Source organism: Mycobacterium sp. ABE4_509 (assembly GCF_056160785.1).
This window is the reverse complement of sequence record NZ_JBSWXU010000047.1, coordinates 19,513-33,999: the sequence shown is the minus strand read 5'-3', so window position 1 is coordinate 33,999 and position 14,487 is coordinate 19,513. Positions and strand designations below refer to the sequence as shown.

13 protein-coding genes are annotated in these 14,487 nt (G+C 66.9%); 4 read left to right on the top strand and 9 right to left on the bottom strand.

Annotated features, from left to right (window positions below; genetic code table 11):
- From ehuC to ACXAID_RS12675, 3 genes are all read right to left on the bottom strand, one after another.
- Window positions 1-659, bottom strand: a 659-nt coding sequence (gene ehuC / locus ACXAID_RS12685; RefSeq protein WP_475022569.1) for an ectoine/hydroxyectoine ABC transporter permease subunit EhuC, incomplete at its 3' end; no start/stop codon positions are given.
- 4 nt (window positions 660-663) lie between these two features.
- On the bottom strand, window positions 664-1,524 hold the full coding sequence (locus tag ACXAID_RS12680) for a transporter substrate-binding domain-containing protein (protein ID WP_475022568.1): 861 nt from the start codon (window positions 1,522-1,524) through the stop codon (window positions 664-666).
- A gap of 139 nt (window positions 1,525-1,663) precedes the next feature.
- Window positions 1,664-2,566 (bottom strand): peptidylprolyl isomerase, encoded by a 903-nt coding sequence (locus tag ACXAID_RS12675; RefSeq protein WP_475022567.1) that lies wholly within the window; start codon window positions 2,564-2,566, stop codon window positions 1,664-1,666.
- Window positions 2,567-2,684: 118 nt separating this feature from the next.
- Between ACXAID_RS12675 and ACXAID_RS12670 the strand changes: the two genes are divergently transcribed.
- Both ACXAID_RS12670 and hisS read left to right on the top strand, forming a co-directional pair.
- A complete protein-coding gene (locus ACXAID_RS12670; protein ID WP_475022566.1) occupies window positions 2,685-3,371 on the top strand; it encodes an MBL fold metallo-hydrolase in 687 nt (228 codons plus the stop codon).
- Window positions 3,372-4,652, top strand: a complete 1,281-nt coding sequence (gene hisS / locus ACXAID_RS12665) for a histidine--tRNA ligase (RefSeq protein WP_475022565.1) — start codon at window positions 3,372-3,374, stop codon at window positions 4,650-4,652. It abuts the gene before it with no gap.
- A gap of 32 nt (window positions 4,653-4,684) precedes the next feature.
- On the opposite strand, the gene ACXAID_RS12660 is transcribed toward hisS, so the two are convergent.
- Complete coding sequence (locus tag ACXAID_RS12660) at window positions 4,685-5,236, bottom strand: hypothetical protein (protein ID WP_475022564.1); 552 nt, start codon at window positions 5,234-5,236, stop codon at window positions 4,685-4,687.
- Between the two features lie 433 nt (window positions 5,237-5,669).
- Between ACXAID_RS12660 and ACXAID_RS12655 the strand changes: the two genes are divergently transcribed.
- Window positions 5,670-8,813, top strand: coding sequence for an Ig-like domain-containing protein (locus ACXAID_RS12655; protein ID WP_475022563.1), 3,144 nt, complete (start codon window positions 5,670-5,672; stop codon window positions 8,811-8,813).
- A 155-nt stretch (window positions 8,814-8,968) separates the two neighbouring features.
- Here the strand turns inward: ACXAID_RS12655 and urtE are convergent, their stop codons facing one another.
- The 5 genes from urtE to urtA are packed head-to-tail and all read right to left on the bottom strand — an operon-like array spanning window position 8,969 to window position 13,784.
- Window positions 8,969-9,661: an urea ABC transporter ATP-binding subunit UrtE gene (urtE, locus tag ACXAID_RS12650; protein WP_475022562.1), complete on the bottom strand. Its 693-nt coding sequence runs from the start codon at window positions 9,659-9,661 to the stop codon at window positions 8,969-8,971.
- Window positions 9,661-10,494, bottom strand: a complete 834-nt coding sequence (gene urtD / locus ACXAID_RS12645; protein WP_475022561.1) for an urea ABC transporter ATP-binding protein UrtD — start codon at window positions 10,492-10,494, stop codon at window positions 9,661-9,663. Before urtD ends, urtE begins: the two co-directional genes overlap by 1 nt.
- On the bottom strand, window positions 10,491-11,603 hold the full coding sequence (gene urtC / locus ACXAID_RS12640; protein ID WP_475022571.1) for an urea ABC transporter permease subunit UrtC: 1,113 nt from the start codon (window positions 11,601-11,603) through the stop codon (window positions 10,491-10,493). Before urtC ends, urtD begins: the two co-directional genes overlap by 4 nt.
- A 23-nt stretch (window positions 11,604-11,626) precedes the next feature.
- Window positions 11,627-12,511, bottom strand: a complete 885-nt coding sequence (urtB, locus tag ACXAID_RS12635; protein ID WP_475022560.1) for an urea ABC transporter permease subunit UrtB — start codon at window positions 12,509-12,511, stop codon at window positions 11,627-11,629.
- A gap of 7 nt (window positions 12,512-12,518) precedes the next feature.
- Entirely contained in the window at window positions 12,519-13,784 is a 1,266-nt protein-coding gene (gene urtA, locus ACXAID_RS12630; RefSeq protein ID WP_475022559.1) for an urea ABC transporter substrate-binding protein, read from the bottom strand.
- Window positions 13,785-14,072: 288 nt separating this feature from the next.
- Here urtA and ACXAID_RS12625 point away from each other — a divergent pair, with 288 nt between their 5' ends.
- Complete coding sequence (locus ACXAID_RS12625) at window positions 14,073-14,480, top strand: hypothetical protein (protein WP_475022558.1); 408 nt, start codon at window positions 14,073-14,075, stop codon at window positions 14,478-14,480.
- The last annotated feature ends 7 nt before the right edge of the window (window positions 14,481-14,487 follow it).

The following is a 14,487-nucleotide window of genomic DNA, read 5'->3' as shown; positions in this document are numbered from 1 at the left end:
CGGCCCACCAGCGCGGCGGCCCAGCGTTCGAGCAGCCGCATGCCGGCGGTGATCAGCACCGCCAGCGCCAGATAGAACAGCAGCACGATGGTCCAGATGGTGGCGGCCTGCGGGATGAACCGGTCGATCAGCACTTCCCGGGCCTGGTAGGTCATCTCGTGGACGGTGATGATGGTCAGCAGCGAACTGCCCTTGAGCAGCTGGATGAACAGGTTGTTCATCGGCGGGACCATCTCGACCAGTGCCTGCGGCAGGATCACCCGCAGCATCCGCTGACGCGGGGTCAGCGACAACGCGATCGCGCCCTCGTACTGGGTGCGCGGAACCGCCCGCACCGCGCCGCGCACGATCTCGGCGCCGTACGCGCCGAAGTTGAGACCGAGCACCGCGATGCCGGCGGCCAGCGGCACGATCTGGTAGCCCACCAGCACCGGCAACACGAAGTAGATCCACATCAACTGGACCACTTCGGATGTGCCGCGCCAGATCTCGACGTAGATGCGGACCAGCGCCCGCACGATCCGCCACCGCGACAGCATCGCCAGCCCAGCCGCGAACGAGAGCGCGGTCGCGATGACGATGCCGCCGACGGTCGCCTCTACGGTCAGCAGCAGACCCGCAGAGATGGTCTCGACGAACAGTCCGACGTTGTCGAACACCGGGTCAGCTGGAGGAGCAGAGCTGTTCGGTGGTCAAGCCTCCCGGCGGGACGTTGTCCTCGGTGAAGCCGAACGGTTCGACGATGCTCAGCCATTCGCCACTGTCATGCAGCGCCGCGAGGTGGGTGTTGAACTCGTCGACCAGCTCGTCGTCGCCCTGGCGGAACACGAAGCCGCCGGCTTGGATCTGCTCTTCGCCGTCGACGACCGGGACGAATCCGTCGGTGACCTCCAGTGGTACGCCGGGGTTGTCGGCGACCATGCGTCGCAGCGAGATGTCGGTCAGCGCACCGGCGTAGGCGCGACCGTCGACCAGAGCCTGCAGCATCTCCGGCTGGCCCTGGTAGGGCTGAATCAGATCGTCCGGGATCCCCAGGGACTGGGCAACCGACTCCTCGACCGTCCCCGACAGCACGGCAAGCGGCACGCCCTTGGCCAAGACGTCTTCGAAGTTGTTGACCTGCTCCGGGTTTCCGGCGGGCACCAGTAGCGCGGTGGGGGTCACGTAGTCGACGGCGGAGAACTGTGCGTTCTCGCAACGCTGCGGCAGGATGGCCATCCCGGCCGCGACCATGTCGTACTGGCCGGCGTTGAGCGCGGGGATGAGCTGGCTGAACTCGACCTGGGTGGCGTCGACGTCGTCGACCCCCATCGCGGAGAACACCGCCTTGGCGACCTCGGGTGCCTCGCCGGTGACCTCACCGCCCTCGGTGTAGCCGTAGGGCACTTCGCCGGCGATACCGACCTTCGCGGTGCCGGCGTCCTGGATGCGCGTGAGCGTGCCGCCCTGCTCGTTGTCGGGGACCTTGGTACAGCTGGTGACCAGCGCCGCACCCAGCACGGTCGCCGCCGTCGCCGCCCCCACCCTCGTGAAACTCCGTCGTATCGAACCGGTCATGACCCCATCCCTTTTCGTTTCGTATCCGCTCGTTGGTTACGTATGCACGTCGGCCAACTGAACGTATGCGCAACGGGCGGGCGGGTCAAAGACCGGGCCGCCGGGCTCAGTCGAGCTGGATGGATTCCACCGTGACCTCGACCGCGGGAGGGCCGTCCTGTCCGCCGCCCTCGACACCCTCGGCGGCGATCTTGTCCAGGGTGGCCAGGCCGGTCTCGTCGATGGTGCCGAACACCGTGTACTGCGGCGGCAGCTGCGAATCCTGGTACACCAGGAAGAACTGGCTGCCGTTGGTGCCGGGTCCGGCGTTGGCCATGGCCAGCGTGCCGCGCGGGTAGAGCACGGGCTGCATCAGCGCGGGGTCATCGGGCTGGTACTGGGTGGTCGGATACTCGTTGGGGAACTGGTAGCCGGGCCCGCCGGTGCCCTCTCCGGTCGGGTCGCCGCACTGCAGCACCGACAGCGTCTCGCTAGTGGTCAGTCGGTGACAGGGGGTGTCGTTGAAGTAGCCCTGCTGGGCCAGGCTGGCGAAGCTGTTGACCGTGCACGGGGACTTGCCGTTGTCCAGTTGCAGGCCGATGTTGCCCTGGTTGGTCTCCATGCTTGCGCTGACCTGTGCGGGGTCGGTCGGAACCTCACCGGTGCGCGGTGCATTGTTGGGTTTACTGGCTGCCTCTGCCGACTCGGGGTACTGGCAGTTGGCGCCGAGGTCGGCGGGGGCGTTGAACTGGGGCAGGGCCGCGACCTCGCCGGGGGCGGGAACGTCGAACGGGTCCTGCTCGCCGGTGGGCTCGGGTTCGGCCGAGGTCGAGGTCGCCGAGGTCGAGTCGCCGGAATCCCCGGTGGTGATGACGATGGTGGCGACCACGGCGCCGATCACGACGACCGCGGCCACCGCCGAACCGATGATCGTGTAGGTCCGCCGCTTGCGGTCCTTCTCGGCCCGCTTCTCGAGCTGCCGCTCCAGCTTGCGTTTGGCTGTCGCACGCCGTTGTTCGTTCGTCGGCACCGCCGGGTCCTTCCTCGCAGTCGATCCGGGTCGGCACCGAGTGTGCCAGCTGGTGGGCCGAACTTGCGCGCGACCCTCGTGAACAGGCATCCGGGCGCGGCATGGGAAGCTTGGGGGTGTGTTGATCACCGGATTCCCGGCCGGCATGTTGGCATGCAACTGCTACGTGCTGGCCCCGCGGCAGGGCGCCGACGCCATCGTCGTCGACCCCGGCCAGCGGGCGATGGGTCCGTTGCGCCGGATTCTGGACGAGAATCGTCTGACCCCGGCGGCCGTGCTGCTGACCCACGGCCATATCGACCACATGTGGTCGGCCCAGAAAGTCGCCGACACCTTCGGCTGCGCCACCTACATCCACCCGGCGGACCGCCCGATGCTGTCCGACCCGATCAAGGACTTAGGGTCGGGGTTCTTCGCCGGCCTGGGCCGGGTCGCGGTCTCGGCGATGTTCCGTGAACCGCGCCAGGTCGTCGAACTCGACCGTGACGGCGACAAGATCGAGCTGGGCGGCATCACGGTCGCCGTCGACCACACCCCGGGCCACACGGCGGGCTCGGTGGTGTTCCGGGTCGACGGCGGACCGGGGCTGGGCCCCGAATCGCTGGCCTTCACCGGCGACACCTTGTTCAAGCAGTCGGTGGGGCGCACCGACCTGCCCGGCGGCAGCGGCCGGGACCTGCTGGAATCGATCGTCGAAAAGCTGTTCGTGCTCGACGACGACACCCTGGTACTACCAGGACACGGCGACAAGACCACGATCGGTCTGGAGCGTCGCACCAACCCGTTTCTCGAAGGTTTGACCTAAGTGACAGACACCCCGTCCCCGACGTCGTTCCGCGCGCCCAAGGGCGTCCCCGACTATCTGCCGCCGGAGTCGGCGGAGTTCACCGCGGTGCGCGGCACGCTGCTCGACGCCGCCCGCCGGGCCGGCTACGGACACATCGAGCTGCCAATCTTCGAGGACACCGCGTTGTTCGCCCGCGGTGTGGGGGAGTCCACCGATGTGGTGTCCAAGGAGATGTACACGTTCGCCGATCGCGGGGACCGGTCGGTGACGTTGCGGCCGGAAGGCACCGCCGGGGTGATGCGGGCGGTCATCGAACACGGCCTCGACCGCGGGGCGCTGCCGGTCAAGCTGGCCTACTCCGGCCCGTTCTTCCGTTACGAGCGTCCACAGGCCGGCCGCTACCGGCAGTTGCAGCAGGTCGGGGTGGAAGCGATCGGAGTGGACGACCCAGCGCTGGACGCCGAGGTCATCGCCGTCGCCGACGCCGGGTTCCGGGAGCTCGGGCTCGACGGGTTCCGGTTGGAGATCACCTCGCTCGGTGACGACAGTTGCCGCCCGCAATACCGTGAGCTGCTGCAGGACTTCCTGTTCAGGCTCGATCTCGACGAGGAGACGCGGCAGCGGGCGCGGCTGAACCCGTTGCGGGTGCTCGACGACAAGCGTCCGCAGGTGCGCGAGATGACAGCCGACGCACCCGTCATGCTCGACCATCTCTCCGGGGCGGCGAAGACGCACTTCGAGACAGTGCTGGCACACCTGGACGCGCTGGGGGTGCCGTACACCATCAACCCGCGCATGGTGCGTGGCCTGGACTACTACACCAAGACCACGTTCGAGTTCGTCCACGACGGTCTGGGCGCGCAGTCGGGCATCGGCGGTGGCGGCCGCTACGACGGGCTGATGCAGCAGCTCGGTGGCCAGGACCTGTCCGGGATCGGCTTCGGGCTTGGCGTGGACCGGACACTGCTGGCGTTGCGCGCCGAGGGGCGCAGAGTCACCGACGGTGCCCGCGTCGATGTGTATGCGGTCCCGCTGGGGGCCGAGGCGAAGGTGGCGCTGGCCGTGCTGGCCGCGCGGCTGCGCGCCGCCGGAGTGCGGGTGGACACGGCCTACGGGGACCGCAGCCTCAAGGCCGCCATGAAGGGCGCCGACCGGTCGGGCGCGTCGATCGCGCTGGTGGCCGGCGACCGTGACCTGGAGGCGGGCACCGTCGGGGTGAAAAGCATGTCGACCGGCGAACAGATCGACGTTCCGATGGACGAGGTGGTCGCCGCCGTGGTGTCCCGGCTCGGCGGCTAGGCAGCAGCCCACATCCCGCTGCCCGGGCTCGGTCAGCGCGGGGTTCCGTGCACTGCGCCGGTGAGCACTTGGTCGAGGTCTCCGATTCCACCGCCGAACGGATTGCCGCGTTTGAGGACGTCGGTTCGCCGCGCGGTCACCGCGACCAGCTTGGGTGAGCTGGAGGCCAGCTGCCTGCGCCGCTCGAAACGGACCTGATCGAGCGGCGCGACCACGGCGCCGGTCTCGTCGCGGTACACCCGCTGTGCGCGATCGAACACCGCCGTCGGCGTGAACCCGCTCAGCGGCCTGCGCCGGTTCTCCCGGATCGACTTCACGGTGAACAGCGCTCCGACGCCGGCCACGATACCGATCGCCAGCAGCCCGGCCCCCGCCACCACCGCCTGCGGCGGCATCGCATCGGTGCCGGAGAGCATCATCGCGACGATGCCGAACCCGCCGCACACCAGCGTGACGATCAGCATGACGAACGCGGCGAGACCGGCGCCGTTGCCGCGGTCGATGACCAGGACCGCGGCGCCGGACTGCGCGATCACGAGACCGCCGTGCTCGGCGATGAGGACGGGTTCAGCCGGTGCGCTCATGCTCCGAGCTTGCCGAATCCTGCTGCGGACGTGCATGTGCCCAGCGTCTGCGGCGTGTCGGGCGCCGAACATGCGCAGCTCGCTGCGGTCGGGACGGCCCGAAACGTGCAGGTATTTCAACTTTCAGAAAAGAATTGACGGATTAGCTGGTAGACGGATTAAGCATTGTGTTAATTTAGCCCGCAGCTCGCATCGTCGTAGCAGACGGGATGGCGCGATGTCAGTCAGACATACTGGCGCAGCGTGAGTAACGGTGGTTCGGACAACCGCATATCGTCTAGTGGGATTTGCTGTGCACTCGCCTAGCGGGCGGGGCCGGTTTTGTCGGAGATGATTTAGCAAAGGAGCTGCCTTGGCTGCCGCCAGTCCACGGAAACCGCGTCGGACCAGCGGTCGCCATCGCAAGCCGTCGAAGATCCAGACTTCGGCGGGAGTGCAGTGGCTCCGTGTCGGCGCAGTCGGTGTCGGGCTCGCCGCAGCGGTGGTCACCGGTGGGGGCGTCGCTTCGGCGAGTTCGGATGATTCCTCGGATGCGGGCGCGTCGAGTTCCAGTTCAGGCGATTCCTCGGATGCGGGTACGTCGAGTTCCGGCTCGGACGGCACATCGATCCCGGGCAAGACACGCTCCAGCTCGTACGGCGGGTCGAGCTCCGGCGGCGCATCGGACGACACCGGGTCGGCCACGTCGTCGGGGGGTGACTCCGATGCGGGTGCCGACGACGGCACCGATGGCGGCGACGACGATGACGACTCGGACTCGCTCACCTCCGCGGACTCCGAGCTGGACGTCGACGCCGAGGTGGCCGAAGACGCCGAAGACGCTGAAGACGACGAAGACGCCGACATCGATGCGGACTCCGAGCTGAGCTCCGGCGGAGATCCGCAGGACGCCGATTCCGACGAAGAACCGCAGCTGGAGACCGACGATCCGGACGAGGCGCCCGCGCAGTCACCCGAGTCCGAGGTCGAGGAGGGTCCTGACGTCGAGGCGCCGGTCGAATCGGCGCCGACGGTCCCGGAGGCCGATCCTGCCGCGTCGACCGAGACCCCAACGGCGGCACCCGAGTCCGATCCCGAATCGCCCAGCCAATCCGACACGTCGGCGACGGTGACGTTGAGCGCCGCTGCGGTGCCGGAGTCGGAAGCGGTGACCGCCGCTTCGACCGCCGCACCCGCAGCGGTGACCGCCGCCGCGACGGCCGCGCCGGGGACGGGGGAGTGGTACTTCCTGGGCACGTTGGAGCGGGCGGTGCGCCGATTGGCGGGCTGGCCGGGAACACCGCGCAACTTCGTCGACATCACCAACTACCAGACCGATCAGAGCCTCGACGCGGCCAACGACCAGCTCGACAACCTGGTCTTCACCGTGCCCACGGGGAATCCGGCGCGGTGGCTTCCCGACTTGTTGAACATGGCCGGAGCGTTTTTCGTCGCGGCGATCCCGGGTTCGTTGTTCACCGACAGCCTCAACGCGATGGGCGACTTCCTGAACCGCGTGGTTCCACCGTTCGTCATCGAGCCCGGTGCGGACACGTTGAACGTCATCACGCCGTACAAGATCATGGGTGCTGCCGTCGTCGGGACGGCGACCGTGCTGGAAGACATGCTGAACGGCGAATACGACCCGGCCCAGTGGGCGATCCATGTCATCAAGGCGACCACCGGCGCGAACGTCACCACGTCGGACCTCACCGACTTCGACAGCCTGTCCGGAAAAGTCGTCGCGGCGCAGGCCGCCGCCCTGCTCGGCGGCGACGGCGGCGCGTTCGACGAACCCGAACGGGCATGGGACATCACGCTGCCCACTTGGACCGCGGCGCAGGTGAATCCGTTCACGGTCGCGACCTACGTCGTGCTGGTCGGCATGTACAAGCGGTTCCAGGAGATGGCCGTCCTGACCACCTTCACGACCAGCACCACCTACGAGAGTTGGCACTACAAGAACGCGCTGGGCATGTACGCCGCCGGGTCGTTCCATGCGGTCGACCCGGACGGCAACTCGGTGGACTTCTTCGGCGTGTCCCAGGGCGGCACGTACAGATCGGACACCAACGCGCTGGTCACCATCAACACCGCTAACGGTGGCTATACCTACACTCCGCCGGCACTCTGGGACTCCGAGGCCCACGACGCGGAGTTCTTCCACAGGTCGACCTCGGAGAACGAGGCGGACAGGTACGACTACGTGAACATCCCGGTGCGGTCCGCCGACGGCGTCAAGTACACGCTCAGGTTCGGCGTCGAGATCATCGGCGGGACGAACGCGAATCCCACCGGATCCTTCTCGGTGATCAACACCGATGCCGCCGGCGTGGTGAAGGGCAAGGTCAACGGCAGCGATTCCGACGGTGACACGCTGACCTATTCGCTGGTCGAGTCGTCGGTCAACGACCTGGACGGCAACTCCGCCTACACCAAGAACGGCAGCGACAACGGCGGCATCGTCACCATCAACGAGACCACGGGCGACTTCACCTACGTCTCGTCGGCGACGGCCGGAGCCACGCAAAGCTTCCAGGTGATGATCAACGACGGCCACTACGGCAACACCCCGATCACGGTCACGGTGCCCAACACCACCACGATCAACCCGGCCAACGTCGACACCTCGACAGAGAACGTCGTCACGGGCACGGTGCCGGGCTCGACCAATTACCCGGGACTGTTCACCGGCTACGCGCTGGGCACCGCCCCCGCCAAGGGCACCGTGACATCGTTCAACCCGGCTACCGGCGCCTTCACCTACACCCGAGATGGGGGTCTGGGCCACACCACGACCTCCGACGACGTGGTCACCGTGCTCGCGACCGACGCCAACGGGCGCACGGTCACCCTGCGGATGGCTGTCCAGCCGACCGTGGACAACGACGCACCCACCCTGACGTTGACCACGGCCCCGACAGTCGGCACGTTGTCCGGCACCACACAGACCAGCACCGGGAAGGTGACCTACTCCGACCCCAACGGCGACGCGGCGATCTGGCCATCGAGTGTGACCACCGCGCGCGGCGGCACCGTGACCTTCGCCGCCGACGGCTCGTTCACCTACACGAGCAACCTCTCCACGGCGGAGCGCCACGAGGCGGCCAGGATCGGCGCTGCGGGCAGCACCTACAACGGAGTCGCCCTGGCCGCTTATGAGGACGCGTTCATCGCCACCGTGGCCGACGGGTTCGGCGGCACCGCAACAGTCACGGTCAAGGTCCCGATCTACGCGATCAACAGCGCGCCTGAAATCAGTGGCTTCGGTGGCCTCGCGTGCGCCTTCTACACCTGCACTGTGGGCACGATGACCGTCAGCGATCCCGACGGCGACAACATTCCCAGAACCGAAATCACCCCCGGTTCGGGCGCCGGGTACACCCTCGACAAAGGATCTGTCACCGTCTGGGGTTCTGGCACCACCACCATCTCGTGGGGCGCCGGCGGATTCTTCGGCACTGGCAAGACTGCGAACAGGTTCACTGTGTACGACGGCTACTACGCCGTGACCAACGGTGTGGTCAACGTCGGCACGCCAACGAAGTTCTGGGCGAACTGGGCCGAGGGATCCGGTAACAGGACCACCGGCAACTAGCATCGCAGGGCGACGTCTGAAGGTTGCCCGGCGGTGCACTGCCGCCGGGGTCATCGGGTTGAGCTGCTTGTGTCGAATCCTGTTGCGAGCATGCGCAGTAAGCCTGTATAGCGCGGTGTGCGGACTGCAGACGCGCAGCCTCGTGCGAGGTCGGGTCAGATAGCCATGGCGGCGCGCACGTCGGCCTCCGACGACGAGCCGCCGGCGCCGCTTGAGGTGATCCGGCCGGACTCGATGACGTAGTAGCGCTGCGAGGATTCCAGTGCGAACCCGATGTGCTGTTCGACGAGCAGCACACCCAGGTTGCCGCGATTGGTCAGCGCGGTGATGGCTTCCTCGATCTCGGCGACCACCGACGGCTGGATGCCCTCGGTCGGTTCGTCGAGGATGAGGCATTTCGGCGTGGTGATCAGGGCGCGCGCGATGGCCAGCTGCTGACGCTGACCGCCCGAGAGCAGACCGGCCCGCCGGGTCAGCAGCTCCTTGAGCGCGGGGAACAGGTCGAGCTGTTCGTCGATGAGCGCCTTGCCGTTCTTGCGGCCGTCGGCGACGACCTGCAGGTTCTCGGCGGTGGTCAGCTGCCCGAAGGACTGCTGGCCCTGCGGCACATAGGCCAGACCGCGGGCCACCCGCGCGCTCGGCCGCAACTTGGTGATGTCGTCGCCGTCGAAGAGCACCTTGCCCTTCGAACATTTCAGCAGACCGACCGCCGCCCGCAGCAGTGTCGTCTTGCCTGCGCCGTTGTGGCCCATCACCGCGGCGACACCATCGGAGGGCACCTCGACGTTGACGCCGTGGATCACCTCGGTGCGGCCGTAGCCGGTGCGGACGTCGACCAACTCGAGCATCAGGACTTCTCCTCGATCAGTTCGGCTGAGTCGTCGCCGGTGGAGGCGACCGCCGCGGTCCCGAGGTAGACCTCCTGGACCTTCGGGTTGGCCTGCACCTCAGCCACCGATCCCTCCGCGATCACCTGTCCGCGGGCGAGGACGGTGACCGAGGTGGCGAACTCGCGCATGAAGTCCATGTCATGCTCGACGACCACGACGGTGCGCTCTCCGCCGATGCGGCGCAACAGGTTACCCGTCTCCTCGCGTTCTTCATGGCTCATGCCGGCGACGGGTTCGTCGAGCAGCAGCACGTCGGCGTTCTGCACCAGCAGCATCCCGATCTCGAGCCACTGCTTCTGCCCGTGGGCCAGGATCCCGGCCGGCTTGTCCATCAGCGCACCCAGGCCGGTGACCTCCACCGCCTCCTCGATGGCGGGCAGCACACCGGGGCGCCGCCGCAGCATCGTCCACGGTGACCGTCCGGCGCCCGCGGCGATGTCGAGGTTCTGCAGCACCGTCAGCTCCTCGAACACGCTGGCGGTCTGGAAGGTTCGTCCGACGCCCCTGCGGGCGATCTGATGTACCTTCTTGCCCAGCAGTTCTTCGCCGGACTTGTTGATCGACCCGGTGGCCGACACCAGACCGGTGATCGCGTCGATCACCGTGGTCTTGCCGGCGCCGTTGGGGCCGATGAGGAACCGCAAGTCGCCCTGGAACAGAGTGAGGTCGACGTCGCTGACGGCCTTGAATCCGTCGAAATCGACTGTCAGACCGCGTACTTCCAGGTACTGGGTGCCCATGCCGACGTTGCCGCCGGCAACCGGTGACTTGTCGGGTTCGGCGTCGCTCATGAGGGTGCTCCCACCTTCGTCGCCTCGGACTCGGAATCGGGGTCGGGGTCCGCGGCGGTCTCGGACTTCCTGCGGCGGCGCGCCCACAGCATCCCCAGGCCGGCCAGGCCGGCCGGGAAGAACCCGACCACCACGATGAACAGTGCGCCCTGAGCGTAGATCCAGCCCGAGGGGTACTGCTCGGACAGCAGCGTCTGGGCCCACGCGACGCCGATCGCGCCCAGCACCGGTCCGAGCAGGGTGGTCCGGCCACCGATGGCGACGCCGATCAGGAACGCGATCGAGGGCAGAATGCCGACCTGCGACGGGGTGATGAACCCGACGATCGGGGCGAACAGCGCCCCGGCGATGCTGGCGAACAACGCGGCCACGGTGTAGGCGACGACCTTGGTGTTGGCGGGGTCGTAGCCCAGGAAGCGGACGCGCTCCTCGCCGTCGCGCACCGCTACCAGCAGCTCGCCGTAGCGGCTCTGCATCAGCTGGCGGGCCAGCGCGACGACGGCCAGCAACACCCCGGCGGCGATGAAATACAGCATCTGCTGGTTGACCGGGTCGGCCAACCGGAAGCCGAAGAACGTCCGGAAACCGTTGAGCCCGTTGGACCCACCGAGCAGTTCGGCCTGACCGATCAACAGGATCGCCATGGCCGCGGCCAGCGCCTGGGACAGGATCGCGAAATACGCCCCCTTGACCCGACGTTTGAACACACCCAGGCCGAGCAGTGCGGCCAGCGCACCCGGCACGACCAGGATCGCCAGCAGCGTCACCAACGGCGACGCGAACGGCACCCACAGTGCCGGCAGTTCCGAAACGCCGGCGATCTGCATGAAATCCGGCACTGCGTTGCCGGCGATCTCAGCGTCGGCGAGCTTGAGGTGCATGCCCATCATGTAGCCGCCGAGGCCGAAGAACACGCCCTGGCCCAGCACCAGCATCCCGCCCCGGCCCCAGGCCAGACCGATGCCGACGGCGACGATCGCGTAGCACAGGAACTGCGCGAGCAGGCTGAGCCGAAAACTGGACAGCACCGCAGGGGCGATGCCGAAGAGCACCACCGCGGCGATGGCGAATCCGGCCCAGGTCTGCCAGCGTCCCAACAGTGTCGAGATCGCTCCTCGCGTCCGCGGCGTCCTCATACGAGACTCCTCGTCCGCACGGTGAACAGGCCCTGCGGGCGGACCTGCAGGAAGATCACGATGATCACGAACACGATCACCTTGGCCAGCGATGCGGTCGTGTTGTATTCGATGAACGAGTTGAGGAAGCCCAGCGCGAAGGCGGCGATCACGGTTCCCTTGATCTGGCCCAACCCGCCGACGACGACCACCAGGAAGGCGTCGATCAGATAGCTCTGACCGATCGTCGGGCTGGTGGATCCGATCAGGGTGAGTGCCACACCGGCCACGCCGGCCAAGCCGGAGCCGATGAAGAACGTGGTGATGTCGGTCTTGCGCGACGAGATGCCGCTGGTTTCAGCCAGGTCGCGGTTCTGCACCACCGCGCGGATGCGGCGGCCCATCGGGCTGGCCTTCAGGGCGATCGCCAACGCGCTCACGCACACGATGGCCAGCACCAGGATGAACAATCTGGTCTTGGGCACCACGGCGCCGAAGATCTCGACACCGCCGGACAGCCACGAGGGAGCGAACACGTTCACCGCGGGGGCGCCGAAGATGTCACGCGCCAACTGCTGCAGCACCAGGCCGACACCGAAAGTCACCAGCAGGGTGTCGAGCGGGCGGTGATACATCCGGCTGATCAGCGTGACCTCGAGCAGCGCGCCCATCGCACCGCCGACCAGGAAGCCGACCACCAGGGAGACCAGCAGTGACACCCCGGCGCTGGAGATGACCTGCTGCACCACGTATGCGGTGTAGCAGCCGGCCATGATGAACTCGCCGTGCGCCATGTTGATGACGCCCATCTGACCGAAGGTCAGCGAAAGACCCAGTGCAGCGAGCAACAGGATTGAGCCGAGGCTCAATCCTGTTGCCAGCTGTCCGACTAAGACATCCATCTGTGGGTCAGCCCGAGAGACCCTCGGCCCACGGATAGCCCTCGAGGTAGGGGTCCGGCTCGATCGGGCCGGGCGACTCCCAGATCGTGTAGATCAGCCCGTCGTCGCGGATCTCGCCGATGCGGGCGGTCTTGGTGATGTGGTTGTTGTCGCCGTCGATCTGCACCAGGCCCTCCGGTGCGTCGAACTGGACGCCGCCGGCGGCCTCCTGAACGTCTTCCACGGCGAACGACTCGGCCTTCTCGACGGTGTTCTTCCACAGATAGACCGACACGTAGGCGGCTTCCATCGGGTCGGAGGTGGGCTTGTCGGCGCCGAACTTCTCCTTGTAGGCCGCGACGAACTCGTTGTTCACCGGGCTGTCGATGGTCTGGTAGTAGTCCCAGGCAGTGAGCTGCCCCTCGATGTTCTGCACACCGATGCCGCCGACCTCCTCCTCGGCGATCGACACCGACACGACCGGCATCTCCTGCGGGGTCAGGCCCACGTTGTTGTACTCGCGGAAGAACGCGACGTTCGAGTCGCCGTTGAGCGTGTTGAACACCGCATCGGCGCCGGAGCCCCGCACCTTGTTCACGATGGTGGAGAAGTCGGTCGAACCCAGCGGGGTGTAGTCCTCACCGAGGATCTCGATGTCGTTGGCCGCCGCGTAGGCCTTGATGATGCGGTTGGCGGTCTGCGGGAACACATAGTCGCTGCCGACCAGGTACAGCGAGGTGACGCCCTGCTCCTTGAGGTAGTCCAGGGCCGGCACGATCTGCTGGTTGGTGGTGGCGCCGGTGTAGAAGATGTTGGGGGAGGACTCCAGGCCCTCGTACTGCACCGGGTAGTAGAGCAGCGAGTTGTTGTCCTCGAACACCGGCAGCATGGCCTTGCGGCTCGACGAGGTCCAGCCGCCGAACACCGCGGCCACGCAGTCACTACTGATCAGCTTCTGGGCCTTCTCGGCGAACACCGCGGGCTCCGAAGCGCCGTCCTCGGCGACCAGCTGGATCTGCTTGCCCATCACGCCGCCGTCGGCGTTGATCTGCTCGACGGCCAGGTCGATGGCGTTGCGGACGGTTACCTCGGAGATCGCCATGGTGCCCGACAGCGAGTTAAGCGCGCCGACTTTGATGCTGTCACCGGAGGTGTCCACACAGGACTCCGCGTTTGCTGCGCCTTCGTCGCCAGCCTTGCTGCCGCAGCCGGCCAGCACCATGCTGGTTGCTGCCAGGACACTTCCGGCGGCCAGCGCCGATCGCCGGAAGGAGTAACGTAGAGGGTGTTGCATGAAGGGCCTTTCTGCGTGTCGACAACGCTCATCCGCAGATGAGGCGTCATGTGAAGGATCTACAGAACGCTTGTGAAATTGTCGCGGCGGTCACAGCGCGCGGCGTCGTCTGGGGACGTTAGATCGCCTGTGTTTCTGTGAAATGTCTGTGTGTGACGTTTGTATTAACGCGAATGTGACATGGATCTTGATTTGCCATTAACCTGCGTTGCCGTCCAAAACGATCGCGCGGGTAACGATCGGGTACCGTCCGGCGATGTGACCAACATGCGAACAGCTACAGCCAGAATGACTGCGGCGGTCGGTGCGACCCTGGTGGCGGCAGCCTCGTCGGCCGTCCTTGGCCCGGCCACGGCCAGCGCGCAGGAGGCACATCAGGTCCGCTACACCCTGGTCTCGGCGGGAGCCTACGACTTCGACATCTTCTATCTGACCAGCCAGCCCCCGAGCATGGAGGCCTTCAACGCCGACGCCTATGCGTTCGCCAAGCGGGAGAAGGTCAGCCTGGCCCCGGGTGCGCCGTGGGTGTTCGAGACCACCCTGGCCGACCCGCAGTGGGCGATCATGCAGGTCAGCTCCACCACCCGCGGTGGTCAGGCGGCGCCCAACGCGCACTGTGACATCGCCGTCGACGGTCAGATCGTGGTCCAGCACGACGATCCCTACAACGTCAGGTGCCAACTCGGCCAGTGGTGATCGGCCG

Bases quoted from the DNA above. Each gene is read 5' to 3' on its own strand.
- ACXAID_RS12660 (WP_475022564.1), bottom strand. From the start codon at position 5,236: ATGAGCGCACCGGCTGAACCCGTCCTCATCGCCGAGCACGGCGGTCTC.
- urtE (WP_475022562.1), bottom strand. From the start codon at position 9,661: ATGCTCGAGTTGGTCGACGTCCGCACCGGCTACGGCCGCACCGAGGTG.
- urtD (WP_475022561.1), bottom strand. From the start codon at position 10,494: ATGAGCGACGCCGAACCCGACAAGTCACCGGTTGCCGGCGGCAACGTC.
- urtB (WP_475022560.1), bottom strand. From the start codon at position 12,511: ATGGATGTCTTAGTCGGACAGCTGGCAACAGGATTGAGCCTCGGCTCA.
- urtA (WP_475022559.1), bottom strand. From the start codon at position 13,784: ATGCAACACCCTCTACGTTACTCCTTCCGGCGATCGGCGCTGGCCGCC.
- ACXAID_RS12625 (WP_475022558.1), top strand. From the start codon at position 14,073: ATGACTGCGGCGGTCGGTGCGACCCTGGTGGCGGCAGCCTCGTCGGCC.